Genomic DNA, 16,386 nt, shown 5'->3' with positions numbered 1-16,386 from the left:
CTCTCGTTGTAACATCCTTGCAGCCATGCCGGAAGTCATTCGTCAGCACACGCTATTTCACTGGTGGAGGCAGGCATAAAATAGTGTTACTTTACTATCCGGATTCCGTATCAGGAGGGTTTCCAGTACAAAGAAATGGGACTAGAAGGAAAATTGAAGCGTTTACCTAGTGCAAACCTAAATCCGATCGCAGCGAACTTCTTGCGTCTCACGGCTGATTTTGAGTTACAAAGTAGCAAAAATCAGTTTCATCCTGTAGTATTTCCGAACTTCGTTGAGAAAGTCGTGAGGAATGGCTTTAGTCGTCAAAGTTTGAGATAGGGTAAACGAAATGGTTACACTTAATCACAAGCTGTTTGCCTGTCTCAATCAACAGACAGGTAAATCGGTCACGGTTAGCCAGAATGACTTTCAAGCGGCTGATTCAGAAGACGACGCCGCTGCTGATTGAAACTGGAAGACGCAATCTGAAAGAACGCAATCTGAAAGACACAATTCAGAAAGCGCAAAAAAACTAGAGTCTGATGACTATCTACGGCTTCCCAGTCCGTTGAGGATTCACGAATTAAGATTCACGAACAGGTCATCATGAAGCAATTTTGCACTGAGATTGAAGCCGCGATCGACAAACCGCTTTAAAACAAATCGCAATCGATTGGCTAGAAGCAAATACGATCCCCTATGATCCCCAATAAGACCTTTCAAGAACCGCTTCTCTTTGCTATGACTCTTCTCGTCGTTGCCACCAGTAATCCCGGTAAGTTAACGGAAATGCAGGCATACCTCACCGATCCATCGTTGCCGTGGAAGCTGAGCCTGAAGCCCAAAGCATTGGAAATCGAAGAAACCGGAACCACCTTTTTAGAAAATGCCTGTTTGAAAGCGTCTCAGGTGGCAAAAGCTTTGGGGCAATGGTCGATCGCCGATGATTCAGGCTTGATGGTCAATGCGCTAAACGGCGCACCGGGAATTTACTCTGCCCGCTATGCTGATACTGATGCCGATCGAATTGCGCGGCTTTTGCGAGAATTAGACCATCAGCCTGATTCTCCTGCAGGAGGAACTGCTTCGCATCGACAGGCGCAGTTTGTTTGTGCGATCGCGCTGGCACGTCCCGATGGATCGATCGCCCTGCACACCGAGGGGATTTGCGTGGGAGAAATTATCAGCGCGCCGCGAGGTTCAGGCGGCTTTGGCTATGACCCGATTTTTTACGTGCCGGAAGCAGGCATGACTTTTGCTGAAATGCCCCCGGAACTGAAACATCGCGTCAGCCACCGGGGGAAAGCATTTGAGGCACTCTTGCCTCAGCTTAAAGAAATCAACCCGGAATCTTAAATCGCTTCCTGGTTCTTTTCCCCTGTCCGAATTCGCACAATTTGATCGACAGGGGAGATGAAGATTTTACCGTCGCCGATTTCCCCAGTTCGTGCAGCCGAGATGATTTTGTCTACCACCATGTCTAGCTGATCGTCTTCGACAACGATTTCAACTTTTAGCTTTTGCAGAAATTCAACCGTGTATTCAGAGCCGCGATAGCGTTCGGTTTGTCCCTTCTGCCGACCAAAGCCGCGTACTTCAGAAACCGTCATCCCAACAATCCCGGCATTCACCAGCGCGATCTTGACTTCATCAAGTTTAAAAGGACGAATGATTGCTTCAACTTTTTTCATGGACTTTGTAAGCTCCCTTAGTTCTTAGTGCATTGCAGGCTGGGTTGCCTGACTGTTTCTATCACCGCTACCAAAAATAATTTTGTAGTATAAGCTACGGTTTGCTTAGCGGAGACAATTCCTCTTATTTTCTACTGAATAATCTGCGATTCATGAGGCGATATACAGCTTTAATCAATTTCAATTCTCCTTAAAGCAGCACTGAAGTAAAGCTCAATATCCGATTTCATTTTCAGCACATTCCCCTCAGAATATTAGAAAGCAAGCTGTCCAGTGCATTCGCGTGAGGAACGAGGCGATGGCGATCGTCAATCACATTATTGAACTAGAAACCACAGCCGGAATCGAAGTGTACGACATTACGGCACACATTCAGGCGATCGTTTCAAAATCGAACCTTCAAAACGGACAGGCGTTAATCTTTTCGCGCCACACCACCACCGCTTTAGCCATCAATGAATTCGAGCCGCGCCTGATGCAGGATGTGAAAGCCTATCTGCGAAAACTCGCTCCCGAAGCCGATCCCTACCTGCACAACGATCTGCACCTGCGCCCCAACATTCCCCCCGACGAGCCAGTGAACGCCCACGCTCACTTGATGGCAATGACGCTCAGCACCAGCGAGATTGTCCCGATCGCAAACGGCAAGCTGACCCTGGGAACCTACCAAGCGGTACTGCTGTTTGAGCTGGATGGTCCAAGGCGGCGATCGGTGTTTTGTCAGGTTTGGGGGGAGTGAAGGAGTCAATTAATTCAGCAAGGCAAGTGCTTCTGGCTGGGGAGGGCCGTATTGTTCTAATACCTGGCGGGTTTGGGCGAGGCTGGCAGCAAGATCGATATCTGCCTGGGTTAGGAGTCCGATCGCCTGCTGGGGATGATCCCGATCGACAACGGGAAGCTGATGCAGTCCTCTGGTGGTCATGCGATCGGTGGCTTCCGTCAGGGATTCATCGGGATAAGCGTAGACCATTTTAGTGGTGCAAAGATCAGCGATCGGCTGCTGTAATAGCATGATGCGGTCTTCAGCAGATTTCGATCGCGTCACTATGCGGGTAATGTCATTCAGGGTGAAGATGCCGACAAGCTGATTCTCAGCGTCAATAACCAGGGCACTGTGACAGCGATACTGGACAAATTGTTGGGCGGCGATCGCCAGGGTAAAATCGCTCCTGAGCTGAAGCGGAGCCGGGTGCATGACGTCTGCAACGGTGAGGCGAGACACATCAGGATGGAGAACAGCTTCAACAGGTTCATTCTGTGCCGCGTTGTCAATCACGACTTTCGGCTCCAAATATTCAGCCGTCCAGATGCTCAAGCCTACTGCTGCCATCAGAGGCAACACAATCCGGTAATCGTTGGTGAGTTCAAACAGCAGCAAAATTGCCGTCAGCGGGGCACGCACACTCGCCGCCAGAAATGCCGCCATGCCCACCATCGCATAAGCCGGAGGAGAAGCCATGTAGTCGTGCAGCATCGGTAAGCCGATCGCCAAAACCTTCCCGTAAACTGATCCCAGCGATGCCCCCAGGAACAGCGCAGGCGCAAACACCCCGCCCACAAAGCCACTGCCAAAGCTAATCGCCGTCATAATCAGCTTCATCACTAGCAGAGCTACCACCAACGGAAGCGGAAACTGCACGTCTTGCAGCATCGACTCAACGGTTTCATAGCCCACGCCCAAAATTTGCGGCAGCTTCAGAGCAACCAACCCCAGCACGGCTCCGCCAATGACCGGATGGAACGGTTGGGGAATTTGACCGATCCATTCCAGTCCGGCAATTTGCCCCTGAAAGCAGCGTTGAGACAGCCGCAGGGCGCGAATGTGAATCAGCGACAGCAGACTTGCCAGCAGCCCCAGTCCAACGTACAGCGGCAGTTCCAGCACACTTCGCACTTCGTAGGCGGGCAACGTGAACGCAGGCTGTGCCCCCATTCCAATTCGGGCAATCCACGCCGCTACGACCGCCGCCAACAGCACAACACTCGCCGCCGATGCTGCAAACGTAGTGCCCATGACGACTTCCAGCGCAAAAAAGACTCCGGCGATCGGTGCATTAAATCCTGCCGCCAATCCTGCCGCCGCCCCTGCACTCAGCAACAATCGCCGCCGCTCCTGCGATACCTGAAGCACTTGCCCCAGCAACAAACTAAAGTACGCTCCAATTTCCACACTCGGACCTTCTGGACCTAGCGATGCCCCACTCCCCAGCGAAATCGAGGCGGCAACCATCTTAGTCACGGGATTAATCAGCAGCAGCTCGCGGCTTTCCTGGACCACTTCTACCAGCGTGGTCAGTCCCGGACCAAAATCCTGCATTCGCCAGCGCATCAGCCCCACAATCACCCCACCCAGCAGGGGAATCAGGGCGATCGTCCAGTGTCCCCAGATTGACAAAAAGCTGGACACCTCGCCAAACATCAGATCATGGGTCCACTGAATCAATGCTCGAAACAAAACTACCCCCGCTCCCGCTCCTGTTCCCACCAGAACCGCCAATAGCAATACGATCGCCTCTGGGGTGGGCTGGAGCTGTTTGAGGAATTGTTTGAGCGGTGGCGGTTCAGGCGTAGCAGCAGACGGGCGTAGATGCCCCTCGGATTCAGTCATGGGCTTCATCGGACATTGGGGCAGGGTTGAGCGGCAAAGTCAGGGAACTAGATCGAGCAACTTTAAGCAGGACGAATTCCTGAAGCAGGCGATCGAGGTACAGCGTTCTTACTAAACTAAACGAATCAGCCTAAATGAATCAGCAAACAAATAAGCAAAAGCAGGACGCACCCCAGCAGATGCGACACCGATCGGAGAATAGCAATATTCTTCACTCTATTTTGCGTGATCGGGCGGCAGAATAGGTTGTTCTCTAAGCCACTTTCTGACTTGCATCTGAGGTTTTTTTATCAGGTTTCCTCAACTCTAAAATTAGGGTGAGATCCGTACCTTAGCGCAGTCTATTCTTCTGCCATAAACGGGTTGTGCCTGTGCTAACCTAGTAGAGTTGTCAAAATTCACACATTCAGTATTTCGGGTGTTTTTGCGCTGTTTTCGTCTGCCCAAGCTCATTCTTCCTTAGAAATAAGTGACAGAGAAATAAGTCATAGCGACGATTACCTCTTCGAGAAACTGCGAAGCAAGCGGCAAAGATACAACTGGATGGCGGATTAACCCGAAAGGAGAAAATCATGCCTGTTGTTTCATTGGCTCAATTATTAGAGTCAGGGGTTCACTTTGGTCATCAGACACGTCGCTGGAACCCCAAGATGGCTCCCTACATCTACACGGCTCGAAATGGCGTTCACATCATTGACTTGGTGCAGACCGCTCAGCTGATGGAGGAAGCGTACACCTACCTCCGCAATGCGTCGGAGCAAGGCAAGCGCGTTCTGTTTATCGGTACAAAGCGTCAGGCAGCCGGAATCATTGCTCAGGAAGCAAGCCGCTGCGGTGCGTTCTACGTCAACCAGCGTTGGCTGGGCGGAATGCTAACCAACTGGACAACGATCAAAACCCGCGTCGATCGCCTCAAGGAACTGGAGCGCAGACAGGAAACGGGCGCACTCGATCTGTTGCCTAAAAAAGAAGCGGCAGTGCTGCGGCGTGAACTCGAAAAGCTGCAGAAGTACCTCGGCGGCATTCAGGGAATGCGGAAACTGCCCGATATTGTGGTTCTGGTAGACCAGCGGCGCGAATATAACGCCGTTCAGGAGTGCCAGAAGCTCGATATTCCGATCGTCTCACTGCTGGATACGAACTGCGATCCCGATACGGCGGATATTCCGATCCCCGCAAACGATGACGCGATTCGATCGATCAAGCTCATCGTGGGCAAACTGGCAGACGCGATCTATGAAGGTCGTCACGGTCAGCTCGACGCTGAAGAAGACTACGAAGACTACGAAGGCGCAGAAGAAGAGTTCGAGTACGACGAAACCGAGCTTGTCGAAGAAGAAGAAGAAACAGAAGCGTAATTGGCGCGGGACAGGGTGAGAGCAGAATCTGTCGTGTGTGTTGCCGAAGACTTGCCTTATCCTGTCTCTTTTCCGGTAGGTTTATCTGTGAGCGATCGTTCTGGAGATGAACTCAAGAGGGTGTTTGAGGGGTGTTTTAGGTGCTATATTGCCCCCCAAATTCCTAATGCTAGGGAACTTTGAAACCCCAGGGGTCAGTAGGCTCTCCTTAGCCTTGGGAGACGAGGGGCGGTTCGGAGCGCAGACCGACCGAACAGCTTTCTGAGGCATCTCACAGAATGAATTATGCAAATCTCATCCAAAGCATATCTAGTTAGGAATTGAAGCATCATGGCGGAGATACCAGCAAAACTCGTCAAGCAATTGCGCGACAAGACGAACGCAGGGTTCGGTGACTGCAAGAAAGCCCTGGAAGCCACCGATGGCGATATGGAAAAGGCGATCGAATGGCTCCGTCAAAAAGGGATTACAAAGGCAGAAAAAGCTTCGGGCAAGATCACGGCTGAAGGCTTGGTCGGCAGCTATATCCACATTGGCGGACGGGTTGGCGTTCTGGTCGAAGTCAACTGCCAGACTGACTTTGTGGCGCGAAACGAAGAGTTTCAGGGATTGGTGAAAGACATTGCCATGCAGATCGCCGCTTACCAGAACGTAGAGTACGTCCGGGTAGAAGACATTCCGCCAGACGTGATCGAAAAAGAAAAGTCGATCGAAATGGGCAAAGACGACTTGGGCAATAAACCGGAAGCCGTCCGCGAGAAGATCGTGGCAGGACGGATCGAAAAGCGGTTGAAAGAACTGTCGCTGATGGATCAGCCCTATATCAAAGACCAGACGATTACAGTGGGCGATCTGCTGAAGCAAAAAATCGCCAGCATCGGCGAAAATATCCAGGTGCGTCGCTTTGTCCGCTATGTGATGGGCGAAGGCATTGAAAAGAAAGAAGAAGACTTCGCCGCAGAAGTGGCAGCGCAAACAGGTGGAAAGGCATAAGCCTGAGCCTGGGTTCTGATTTGGCGTTCTGATACGGATTGGGCGATGGGCGATCGAGAAGGTCATTTTCTCCGATCGTTCGTTGCCCATTTTGCTTTGCCCTCTAAAAGCAGAACCGGGTGAGGGCAGTGCTTCTGAAAGAAATCGCTATCCTGGAAAGCAGAAAAGGGGAAAATAAGGATCGATGGTGAGAAGCCTTAACCAGATCGAACAGGAGATGGCAGCCCTCCAGCAAGCGGTTGCATCGATCGCAGAAGAATTTCATGATGCCTATGGTGAATACCTGGACGCGCTGGGACAGGCAGTCCGTCAGCAGCTCATTCTGGCTTGCTATCACCTCTGCACCCATGGCTATCCCGAAGCATTTCTCAGTCTTACGTTTAATCAACGACAGGAACTTCAGCAAAGGCTGCGACAGTTAGCAAAGCAGGCACAGACGGAAATGAGAAGTGTGCTTCAGCCGATCGTGCCGCGTGATTTGTCGGGGGAAACGGAAGAGGAGGAACTAGAAGAGGGAGACGAAGGAGAGGAGGGGGATGAGGGAGATGAAGAAGACGAAGGAGACGAGGAGCTAGAGGAATCGATCAATCGGGTTGAGCTGGGAACTGACCAGGCATTTCTGATAGGTGCTTCTGATCTCGATTTGCCCACTGCCCTTCGATTCCTTCAAGCTGCCATGCAGCCCGACCCAGCCAAAGTAGCCGACGCCCAGCAGGATTCTTCAGAGGATAGCTCCCCAGATTCCCCAGATTCCCCAGATTCCCCAGATTCCCCAAATTCCCAATTTGAAAACGAACCTGACGACGAGCAAGACGACGAACCCCCGATCGAAGACCGACCGCTCACGCCCAAAGACCTGCTCTACTGGCAGCACAGGCTTGAAGAATCAGTGATGGAAATGCTGTATCACTGGTCCCATGCGACCAACCGACTGCTGTATCGAGCTGAGCTGCTGCCCCGTCAGCTTCCAGAACCGATTTTGGAAGTCGCAACCAAAGCAGAACTCAGCGCTGAGACAACGGCAAGTCTGCCTAATCTGCTGAGCCTGATGATCGAAACTCGATCGGAAAGCAGCAAACGACCGAGCATGACTACGATTACTGCAGTACGGCTGCGGCTATCTGAGATAGAGTTTTCCAATGGAAGTTTGAGCGTGTGGCGATCGCGAATTCGTGAACTTTCTGCCCGACTCAGTAAGATTGGACGAGACTATTATCAAAAGCAAAAAGAGCGCTCGACCGCGCAGGCAGAAGCCGCATGGCGATCGAGCTGGTATGAGGACTAGCGGAGTCAGTAACGCAGACTATGGATTGGCTCAGACTGCAAAAAGCACTCTCAGTTGAGGCGGAAAACGGGTTTAATGATTTGCGGGGCAATCAGTATCGCTTCAGCGAATTTCTCAGCCTCAGCCTGAATCAGCCGCCGACCGGATTGCCCGTGGCAGAGCGCAGGCGGTTTCGCGAGATCGCCGACCAGTTTACGGAATACACCGACCTATCATTTTCTCAACGTCAGCATTTAATTGCTGAGGCACGCCGTTTGCTGCACAGTGCCCGCAAGCAGGTCGAGCAAGCTGAGTTAGCTTCGATTCCTCCCAGGGGAGAACTGCAAAGCATTGCTGCTGCGCCATCTGCTGCTGAGTCCAATGGCAAAACGACCAGCCCTGCTTCCAGTTCAGAATCTGCGGCAAAGTCAGGCGGTCAGGCGGTTAAAGCTCCACGTACTGTGCCGCTGGTCAGTTCCGATCGCAAAGGCAAAATCGCCCTCGATCAGGCAGTGACCTACTTACCGGGAATTGGCCCGAAGAACAGCGAAAAGCTGGCAAGGCTGGGCATTGATACGGTGCGCGATCTGCTGTTTTACTATCCGCGTGACCACATTAATTATGCGCGTCAGGTCAATATTCGATCGCTGGAACCGGGCGAGACCGTGACGCTGGTTGCCACCGTGAAAAGCTGCACCTGCTTTACCAGTCCTAAAAACAAGAAGCTCACCATCTTTCAACTGACGGTGGCAGATCACACGGGACGACTCAAGCTCAGCCGTTTCTTTGCCGGAACTCGCTATACCCGTGGCTGGCAGGAGCAGCAAAAGCGAATGTATCCACCGGGAGCCGTGATTGCTGCTTCGGGCCTGGTGAAAAAAGATAAGTATGGAGCAACGCTGGAAGATCCGCAGATTGAGGTAATGGATCATTCGGGGGCGTCAATCGATTCACTGAAAGTCGGGCGAATTGTGCCAATTTATCCGCTTACCGATGGCGTAGAAGCCGATATCGTGCGGAAGGCAGTCGTTGCAGCGTTACCCGCCATTTCCCAGATTCAAGATCCGCTGCCCGATGGCTTGCGGCAAAAATATGAGCTGATTGAGCTGAAAGGGGCGATCGGCTCGATCCACTATCCGGCTGATGAAGCGGCTCTGAATGACGCCCGCCGTCGTCTGGTGTTTGATGAATTTTTCTATTTGCAGCTCGGATTACTGCGGCGCAAACAGCAGCAAAAAAAGGAAACGACTGCCACGCTTGCCCCCACCGGACAGTTGATCGAGCAGTTTTACGAAGTGCTGCCCTTCCGCTTCACTGATGCCCAACAGCGCGTCGTCAACGAAATCCTTACCGATCTGCAAAAGCCAACACCGATGAATCGACTCGTGCAGGGCGATGTCGGATCGGGAAAAACAGTGGTGGCAGTGGTGGCAATTCTGGCAGCGATTCAGTCGGGATATCAGGCAGCGTTAATGGCTCCCACCGAAGTTCTGGCGGAGCAGCACTATCATAAGCTGGTGAGCTGGTTTAACCTGCTGCATTTGCCTGTCGAGCTATTAACCGGATCAACAAAGGTCGCGAAACGGCGCAAACTGCTCGCTGAGCTATCGACTGGAGAATTGCCCCTGCTGGTGGGAACCCATGCACTGATCGAAGACCCGGTACAGTTTCAGCGATTGGGCTTGGTCGTGATCGATGAGCAGCATCGCTTTGGCGTGGGACAGCGAGCAAAACTTCAGCAAAAAGGCGATTATCCCCATGTCCTGACCATGACAGCAACGCCCATTCCCCGCACTCTGGCTCTGACGCTGCACGGAGACTTAGACGTAAGCCAGATCGATGAACTGCCGCCCGGACGCAAAGCGATTCAAACCACGGTGCTGACGGGACGCGATCGCAACCATGCCTATGAACTGATCAAGCGGGAAGTCGCGCAGGGACGGCAGGTGTATGTAGTGCTGCCGCTGGTCGAGGAATCAGAAAAACTCGATTTGAAGTCGGCGATCGAGGAATATCAGCACTTAAGCGAAGGGGTCTTTCCTGAATTCTCGGTGGGACTGCTGCACGGGCGCATGAGTTCGGCAGAGAAAGATGAGGCGATCGGCAAATTTCGCGATAACGAAACCCAAATTATTGTCTCAACCACGGTCATTGAGGTGGGAGTGGATGTTCCGAATGCCACAGTCATGCTGATCGAACACGCCGATCGCTTTGGGCTGTCCCAGCTTCACCAGCTTCGCGGACGGGTCGGCAGAGGCGGCAATCAATCTTTCTGTCTGCTGATGAATACCTCAAAAAATCAAACAGCAGCTCAGCGGCTCAAAGTTCTGGAGCAATCTCAAGACGGCTTCTTTATTTCAGAAATGGATCTGCGTTTTCGTGGACCTGGTGAAGTGCTGGGAATGCGGCAGTCTGGCTTACCCGATTTTGCCCTGGCAAGACTGGTGGAAGATCAAGACGTTTTGCAGGTAGCCCGTGACGCAGCAGAAGCCGTGATGGAAAGAGATGCTTCGCTGGAACGCTGGAGCCTGATGAAAACCGAGCTGGAATATCGCTATCGCAAGCTGCTGGGCGGCATGATTTTGACCTGAATTTCATCTAACCCTGCTTCTCAGACTTGAGTTCTCGACTGAGCAAAGCCACACTCAGCGTCACAGTCAGCACACCCATAATTTGAATGCCGTTTAGCGTTTCCTGAATCGTTAACCAGGCAAGCAGAGCAGTGAGAGCCGGATTGGTCGCAGCCACGATCGCTGCCGCCGTCGCACCCAGATAGCGAATGCCAAAGTTATTGAGCAAGTGACCCCCGAAGGAAACGATCGCCGATAACAACCCCGCAATCCAAAGAGCCGTCCAGGGTAACGACTGACTGTGAAAGTTCCACAGCAGCAGACTCATCCCGGAGAGAATCATTGTGGTTCCAAAACTGATCCAGGTGTAGGAAAAAGGATGAATCCGCTCGAAGCTCTTTTGGGCAATTACCGCGTAGAAAGCATAGGTGATACCCGACCCTAAGCCGGCAAGAATACCAATTAAGCTTGATCGATCGATTTGAGCATTGATCACAGGCATGGTGAAATAGCTGCCAATCAGCACAATACCCATCACAATCCAGCTCAACCGACTGGGACGATTGCCAAACCACCGCCAAGACAACAACGCAGTAAAAACAGGATAGGTAAAAAACAGCGTTAGTGCGATCCCGGTAGGAATCGTACCGATCGCAATATAAAGCAATGCCAGATATAAAAACATCAGCATCCCGCCACCCAGCAATTGCCAGAGTAGAGAACGATTCGATCGATCGCCAAGGTGACGCAAATCAGACCAGATGCTAGAGTGCAAAACTGGAGCAAACGAGGACGTTAAAGGCATCACGAGCAGCGTCCGCATGAACATGAGCAGAAACGAACTCGGCAAGGATGGGGTGACAAAACCACCCGTTGTAAAAAGACCTAAAATATCATGTTCTTTAAACAGAACTCTAACCAGAACGTTTTGAAAACAAAAGAAAACAGAAGATAACAAAACAATCAAAAAACCAAACATTTGAAATGACCAAGCTACAGGGACAGGACGAAGCGGAGTAAAAGCACTCGCGATATTCCAAACACATCATTTGAGTCAAGCCGATCTGGCAATTGTAGTATTAACTGCTCAAAACAATCAGCTAGAAACCCTTTAACCGCTAGAACACCACCAGAAAATGGTTCCTTCCTAGAGAATGTTTGAAGCGTCCTGCTCCTGTTTAAGTTCGGGATAAAGCTGAACCTGAAGCTGTTCTTTCAGGCGATGGGCGTGCTGCTGCTACTGCTGATTGCCGGACTGGTGGTAACGGCGTTAGGGCATTTCGACACGGTCATGCAGACTCTTGCCAGCCGGGATCGCGCCTCGGAATCGCTCTACTTTTACTATAAACGTTTCACCCGGAACCATTCCTGCATCCTGGGTCCGACGGTCTGGAATCTGTCGAAAGTGCTGCCGGACGATCGCTTTCCAGGACTCCTGTTGAGTGCGCTGTTTGGCTATACACAGCAGCTTTATCAAGTGCAGGCGATCGCATACATCCTGTTTTTAGCAACGGTTGGCGGCATTTATTTTCAGAGTTTAGGCGGTCGAATGTTCTTTCCAAAGTTCAAACTCAAAGCAAAGCGCAGCGATGTTCGCAGCTAATTTGCAGCTAATTCGCAGTTAAAAGGATTACGCTTTGTCCTGAGCGATCGCCCCGATCGTGCCGTTGACCGCTTGCAAATAGTCAGCAGGCGATAGAAAAATCATCAGTCCGCGCATTCCAGCAGAAACCGCAACCTGATCGAATAAATCGATCGTTTCATCAACATAGACAGGGTAAGGCTTTTTGCACGCCAGGGCAGTTACGCCACCCCGAATATACCCAGTCAACGGCTGCACATCCTTTAGCGGCACAGGTTCAGTTTTACGATTGCCGCTTAGCTTTGCCAGTGCTTTAAGGTCGAGATGAGCATTGCCCGGAATCACGGCAAGACAAATTCCAGTGCGATCGCCTTTGGTCACAAGCGTCTTAAACACCTGTTCCGGCGGCAGATTAAGCTTCACGGCAGTGCTTTCCGCGGCGAGATCTTCAGGATCAACCTCGTAGTTTAAAAGCTGATATCCAATTTCTAAGCTGTCAAGAATCCGCACGGCGTTTGTTTTCATTTCCCCTTCTTGCGCTCCTGCTCGCTTCGCAATTCCTTTTGCATTCGACATTTACAGCCCACTACAGGCAATTTTTGCAGTCGAATACACTGGCGGTTGGTCTTTCCGATTGGCTATGATCCAGACGGTTTAGTGAGTTTGTCTCTTCATCCTCCTGCCCGCCAATCCTGTGAATCCTATGCGCCGATCGTCACTGATGCCCTCTACCTCGTCTACTTCGCCGCCCGATCGTCCTCCCTGGTACAGCCACATTTTTGCAGGACTCCGAATCAGGCTCAAAGTGTGGCGCGGCAAAAAAACCTTTGGCGGCGCAAATTTGCAGGGCGTTGATCTCAGCCGAGTTGATTTTATTGGAACGCTGCTGCTATGGGCAAACTTTGCCTGGGCAGTCTTGCTATGGCTGCAATTGACCGAGGCAGGCGTCGCAGGCGTTATTTTAATCTGGGCAAACCTGCTCTGGACGATTCTGGTCTGGATCAACCTGCGAGAAGTCATGCTCAAGGTAGCCGTTCCTCGACGCGGCAGCTTTAACCTGCCAATTCTAATTGGCATCGGCTTAGTTTGGGCAACCCTGATCTGGGCGATGACGATCGCAGCACAGCCAGGGAGAACGGCGATCGTCTGGGCAAATCCCAATATCTTGTTTCTTCTGTGGGCAATTTTGAGCCGGGTCGATCTGAGCAATGCCGATTTGAGTGGGGCAAATCTGAGCCATGCGAACTTGAGCCGGATTGATCTGCGCGATGCCCACCTGAGCCGGTCGAACCTCAGAAATGCCAATTTGCGAGAAGCGATTTTGCGCGGAGCGGATTTGAGTGGAGCCGACCTGAGTGGAGCAGATCTCACAGGAGCCGACCTGAGTGACGCTATCCTTCCTGGCGTAGACCTGAGCGATGCCGAACTCAGCGATGCGATTCTCAGCGATACCGATCTGCGCGACGCGAGCCTTTGCCGCGCCAATCTCACTGCCGCAAACCTGAGCTGGGCAAAAATCAATCGCGCTAATCTCAGTGATGCCAATCTAAGCTGGGCAAATCTCAGCCGTGCCAGGCTCAAAGAAGCGACCCTTAGCGGAGCTGACCTCAGCGGAGCCGATTTTCGTGAAGCATTGCTGCAAGGCGTAGATCTGGATCAGGTGGATCTGGGCGTGGTACTGGTGAAAGGCGCAAGATTCAACAAAAACCCCGGATTAACCCACAGCGATCGAATTAATTTGAAGGCAAGAGGCGCAATCCTGGAAGATCTGCCAGGCGGCTGGAGCGGGCGATCCACTCAGGAATCTATCTCCTGAAAATACAAATCCTTGCTTATGCCTTTAAGCTCAGGCAGGCACGACTAAACGACTGAACAATTTCTGCAAACTGAGCATTGCGTTCCATCAGTGCCATGTGTCCACCCGGAGCGATAACACTCAACTCTGCCCCAGGAATGGCCTGACTCATTCGATCGCTGGCAAACCGTCGAGTTGCAATATCCGACTTGCCCACCACAACCAGGGTTGGAACTGAGATAGTGGGAAGCGTCTGGGTCTCTTCAAACTTGAACATGGCCAGAACGCCGCGCGCCAAAATTCCTGGCGGTGCTTTAATGCCGATCAAACTAGAAAAATTAAGCTGTCCGCGTGTTTCTCGGCCCGTAAAGCCAGAAATCTCGGTCGTCAGCAGCGTCGAACCGTTTAGATAGCTCAGCCAGCTTGCCAACCACAGCACCGGAGAAAAGACGATCGCCAGATGCAGCAGTGGTTCGAGCAAAGGCTTTTGCAGTGCCAGCAGCAGCTTGCTCAGAGTCGTTGTTCTCAAGGGATTTGTATAAGTGCCGTCTACCAGAATCAGACCTGCCACGCGATCGCCTAACCGTTCTGGAAACAATCGGCTAAAAGTCAGCAGAATCATCGCGCCCATACTATGCCCCAGCAAAATCACAGGCTGATTCCCCGCCGCCTCGATCACCGCATTCAAATCACGCGCATATTTCTCCAGCGAATAGTCTCGATTCCGCGGCTTGCGAGATTTGCCCAAGCCTGGAAGATCCCAGGTGATCACGCGAAACTGCTCGGTCAACTGCTTCTTGGCGTAGTACCAGACCGTGCTATCCGGTCCCCATCCATGGGTCAGGATGATCGTTGGCACGGGATACGAAGCCGTTTCCCCCGTCGAGAAATCAGGCTCATAAAACTCCACCTGAATCTCACTGCCGTCTGGTCGAGAAAGTCGCTGAACCCGATCGCTGCGAAACGGTTTCGGTTCATCGCGTCCGGCACGGTGCAGCAGCAAAATCGGCAGCAAACCTAGAAACGACCACACTAGCATTCCCACTCCCAGGTATAGCCAGCGATCGCTCACCAACTCTCCTTCATGCCACTGATAGAGAATGTATGCCCCACCTCCAAGAATGAAAACGGACAGCACACTCGATAACAAACGAAGTATGAAGTCGATCGGCATAAACATCGCGAACTTTCCCCTTCCAGCGAGACAAATTAAGCCGAGACTAAAGGAAAAATCGGGGCGATCGTAACCCTCTCAGGATAGGCATAAACGGAGTCTTCAACGATTCTCAAGGTGCTGGGAAAATGTAGGTAGGATGAGCATCTGGGTGAAATCTCACCATCACATCAATATCGCTATCGGGGTGATGTTGCATAGAACGGAACGAAACAGGGCACGTTCTGTTACCTGTCTAAAGCATAAGCTTTGCTAGTCCTCGTTATAGCGGCTGAAGTGCTTTGCGCTCCTGGATAAATTCAAAGCGTCTAGATATCAAAGACTAACAGATAAACTCCAAGAACCGTCTCCACTGAGGGTTTGCAGCAGAACGTTCCGCTTCACCTGCCGCAGCATACTTCTCACTCTTAGCAATTAACCCTACTGTGGTCGGTGTGCAAGCAGATGGTTAGGCGCTGCCCCGTCCAGATTCGCCCACGCCCAGCACGCTGAAACAGCCAGGCTGATCCGGCAAACAACGCGATGAAGAACCCATTTAGCACCAGGATCTCTGCCGGTCCGCTCCACGGAAGACCCAACCTTGCGATTAGCGCGATCGCAGCAACCAATGCCTGAGCAATCGCCGTCGCGACCAACGCACGTGCCATCCCTTGGGGTTGGAGGCGCGCGATGATGGCACCGATAATTCCGACAGCGAGCACCCCGAAATACATCAGGTTGGCGGGATCGCCGTCCTTCCCGATGATGCCAACGCCAAGGCTTAGCCAGACGAGGATGAATGCTGCCGCGAGCGCAATGCCGACGGCAAACCAGTACGCGGTCCTGTTTATACGTGTTTGCATGAGCGCGTCTCCAATGTGATGCTAGGCTCCAACATGCAATAAAAATTTGAATTCATTGCGATCGCCTTAGCAATGTTTACTAATGAAAGCAGTTGCCTTTTTATGACTGAGCGCGATATTTGATGAACACATCAATTGTGTAGAAGCTTTGCTGTGAGGCATCCCCAAAAAACTGTTCACTACAACCCGCTCCCACTAGTAGAACGTATTTCAGGAAAGCCAGTTCCTCAAAAACATAGTTGCCAATAGTCACTAACCGATCGGCTTGCAGTCACGCCCCACCCAGGGTCGGCGGCACAACGTTTGAGCTAACCGGACGGAAACAAACTTTGCAGCCCAACACGTAATCTATACCCTGTTCCGGTTCAGCACAATCTTGTAGAGCGAAAAAATAAGTGTTCTTAACGAAGAATTGGCTCATCCCATCTTTTGGTGATCCAGCAGTAGGGAGTACAAGCAAAAGCCTCTCAAACTAAGGGTTAGCGGCAATGTTTGAGGTTTAGAGCGTCTGAGAGCAACAAGATGAG

At 51.8% G+C, this 16,386-nt stretch carries 13 protein-coding genes and 2 pseudogenes; 8 read left to right on the top strand and 7 right to left on the bottom strand.

Features of this window, described 5'->3' with window-relative positions:
* Window positions 1–723: 723 nt before the first annotated feature.
* Complete coding sequence (gene rdgB / locus NDA02_RS26810; RefSeq protein ID WP_190792126.1) at window positions 724–1,338, top strand: RdgB/HAM1 family non-canonical purine NTP pyrophosphatase; 615 nt, start codon at window positions 724–726, stop codon at window positions 1,336–1,338.
* Here the strand turns inward: rdgB and NDA02_RS26805 are convergent.
* Window positions 1,335–1,673, bottom strand: coding sequence for a P-II family nitrogen regulator (locus tag NDA02_RS26805; RefSeq protein WP_190792127.1), 339 nt, complete (start codon window positions 1,671–1,673; stop codon window positions 1,335–1,337). The two genes, rdgB and NDA02_RS26805, sit on opposite strands and share 4 nt — an antisense overlap.
* 298 nt (window positions 1,674–1,971) lie before the next feature.
* Here NDA02_RS26805 and NDA02_RS26800 point away from each other — a divergent pair, with 298 nt between their 5' ends.
* Window positions 1,972–2,412 carry a secondary thiamine-phosphate synthase enzyme YjbQ gene (locus NDA02_RS26800; protein WP_190792128.1) on the top strand — a complete coding sequence of 147 codons (441 nt, stop codon included), beginning with the start codon at window positions 1,972–1,974 and terminating at the stop codon, window positions 2,410–2,412.
* A gap of 9 nt (window positions 2,413–2,421) precedes the next feature.
* Here the strand turns inward: NDA02_RS26800 and NDA02_RS26795 are convergent, their stop codons facing one another.
* A complete protein-coding gene (locus NDA02_RS26795; RefSeq protein WP_242067346.1) occupies window positions 2,422–4,281 on the bottom strand; it encodes a chloride channel protein in 1,860 nt (619 codons plus the stop codon).
* Window positions 4,282–4,853: 572 nt separating this feature from the next.
* On the opposite strand from NDA02_RS26795, the gene rpsB reads away from it, so the two are divergent.
* The 4 genes from rpsB to recG all read left to right on the top strand — a co-directional run bounded on the left by rpsB (window position 4,854) and on the right by recG (window position 10,487).
* The gene (rpsB, locus tag NDA02_RS26790) at window positions 4,854–5,639 is read left to right on the top strand and encodes a 30S ribosomal protein S2 (protein ID WP_190792130.1); all 786 of its coding nucleotides are present in this window, start codon (window positions 4,854–4,856) and stop codon (window positions 5,637–5,639) included.
* Between the two features lie 330 nt (window positions 5,640–5,969).
* Window positions 5,970–6,632 carry a translation elongation factor Ts gene (gene tsf / locus NDA02_RS26785; RefSeq protein WP_190792131.1) on the top strand — a complete coding sequence of 221 codons (663 nt, stop codon included), beginning with the start codon at window positions 5,970–5,972 and terminating at the stop codon, window positions 6,630–6,632.
* A gap of 184 nt (window positions 6,633–6,816) precedes the next feature.
* Complete coding sequence (locus tag NDA02_RS26780) at window positions 6,817–7,917, top strand: primosomal protein (RefSeq protein ID WP_348256226.1); 1,101 nt, start codon at window positions 6,817–6,819, stop codon at window positions 7,915–7,917.
* Window positions 7,918–7,937: 20 nt separating this feature from the next.
* A complete protein-coding gene (gene recG / locus NDA02_RS26775) occupies window positions 7,938–10,487 on the top strand; it encodes an ATP-dependent DNA helicase RecG (RefSeq protein WP_348246959.1) in 2,550 nt (849 codons plus the stop codon).
* Window positions 10,488–10,494: 7 nt separating this feature from the next.
* Here recG and NDA02_RS26770 read toward each other — a convergent pair whose 3' ends face one another.
* Complete coding sequence (locus NDA02_RS26770; protein WP_348256225.1) at window positions 10,495–11,445, bottom strand: DMT family transporter; 951 nt, start codon at window positions 11,443–11,445, stop codon at window positions 10,495–10,497.
* A 189-nt stretch (window positions 11,446–11,634) separates the two neighbouring features.
* Here NDA02_RS26770 and NDA02_RS26765 point away from each other — a divergent pair.
* A pseudogene (locus NDA02_RS26765) lies at window positions 11,635–12,069 on the top strand (FTR1 family protein); the annotation flags it as partial.
* Between the two features lie 27 nt (window positions 12,070–12,096).
* Here the strand turns inward: NDA02_RS26765 and ybaK are convergent.
* Window positions 12,097–12,573 (bottom strand): Cys-tRNA(Pro) deacylase, encoded by a 477-nt coding sequence (gene ybaK / locus NDA02_RS26760; RefSeq protein ID WP_190792143.1) that lies wholly within the window; start codon window positions 12,571–12,573, stop codon window positions 12,097–12,099.
* A 178-nt stretch (window positions 12,574–12,751) separates the two neighbouring features.
* Here ybaK and NDA02_RS26755 point away from each other — a divergent pair, with 178 nt between their 5' ends.
* On the top strand, window positions 12,752–13,864 hold the full coding sequence (locus NDA02_RS26755) for a pentapeptide repeat-containing protein (protein WP_348256227.1): 1,113 nt from the start codon (window positions 12,752–12,754) through the stop codon (window positions 13,862–13,864).
* 16 nt (window positions 13,865–13,880) lie between these two features.
* Here NDA02_RS26755 and NDA02_RS26750 read toward each other — a convergent pair whose 3' ends face one another.
* From NDA02_RS26750 to NDA02_RS26740, 3 genes and pseudogenes are all read right to left on the bottom strand, one after another.
* On the bottom strand, window positions 13,881–15,023 hold the full coding sequence (locus NDA02_RS26750) for an alpha/beta hydrolase (protein WP_242067349.1): 1,143 nt from the start codon (window positions 15,021–15,023) through the stop codon (window positions 13,881–13,883).
* Window positions 15,024–15,147: 124 nt separating this feature from the next.
* A pseudogene (locus NDA02_RS26745) lies at window positions 15,148–15,233 on the bottom strand (nucleotidyltransferase); the annotation flags it as partial.
* Window positions 15,234–15,424: 191 nt separating this feature from the next.
* Window positions 15,425–15,859 carry a hypothetical protein gene (locus NDA02_RS26740; RefSeq protein WP_190792136.1) on the bottom strand — a complete coding sequence of 145 codons (435 nt, stop codon included), beginning with the start codon at window positions 15,857–15,859 and terminating at the stop codon, window positions 15,425–15,427.
* Between the last annotated feature and the right edge of the window lie 527 nt (window positions 15,860–16,386).

The organism is Leptolyngbya sp. ST-U4 (assembly GCF_039962215.1).
Taxonomy (GTDB): domain Bacteria; phylum Cyanobacteriota; class Cyanobacteriia; order Elainellales; family Elainellaceae; genus Leptolyngbya_A.
This window is presented reverse-complemented; position numbering and strand designations above follow the sequence as displayed.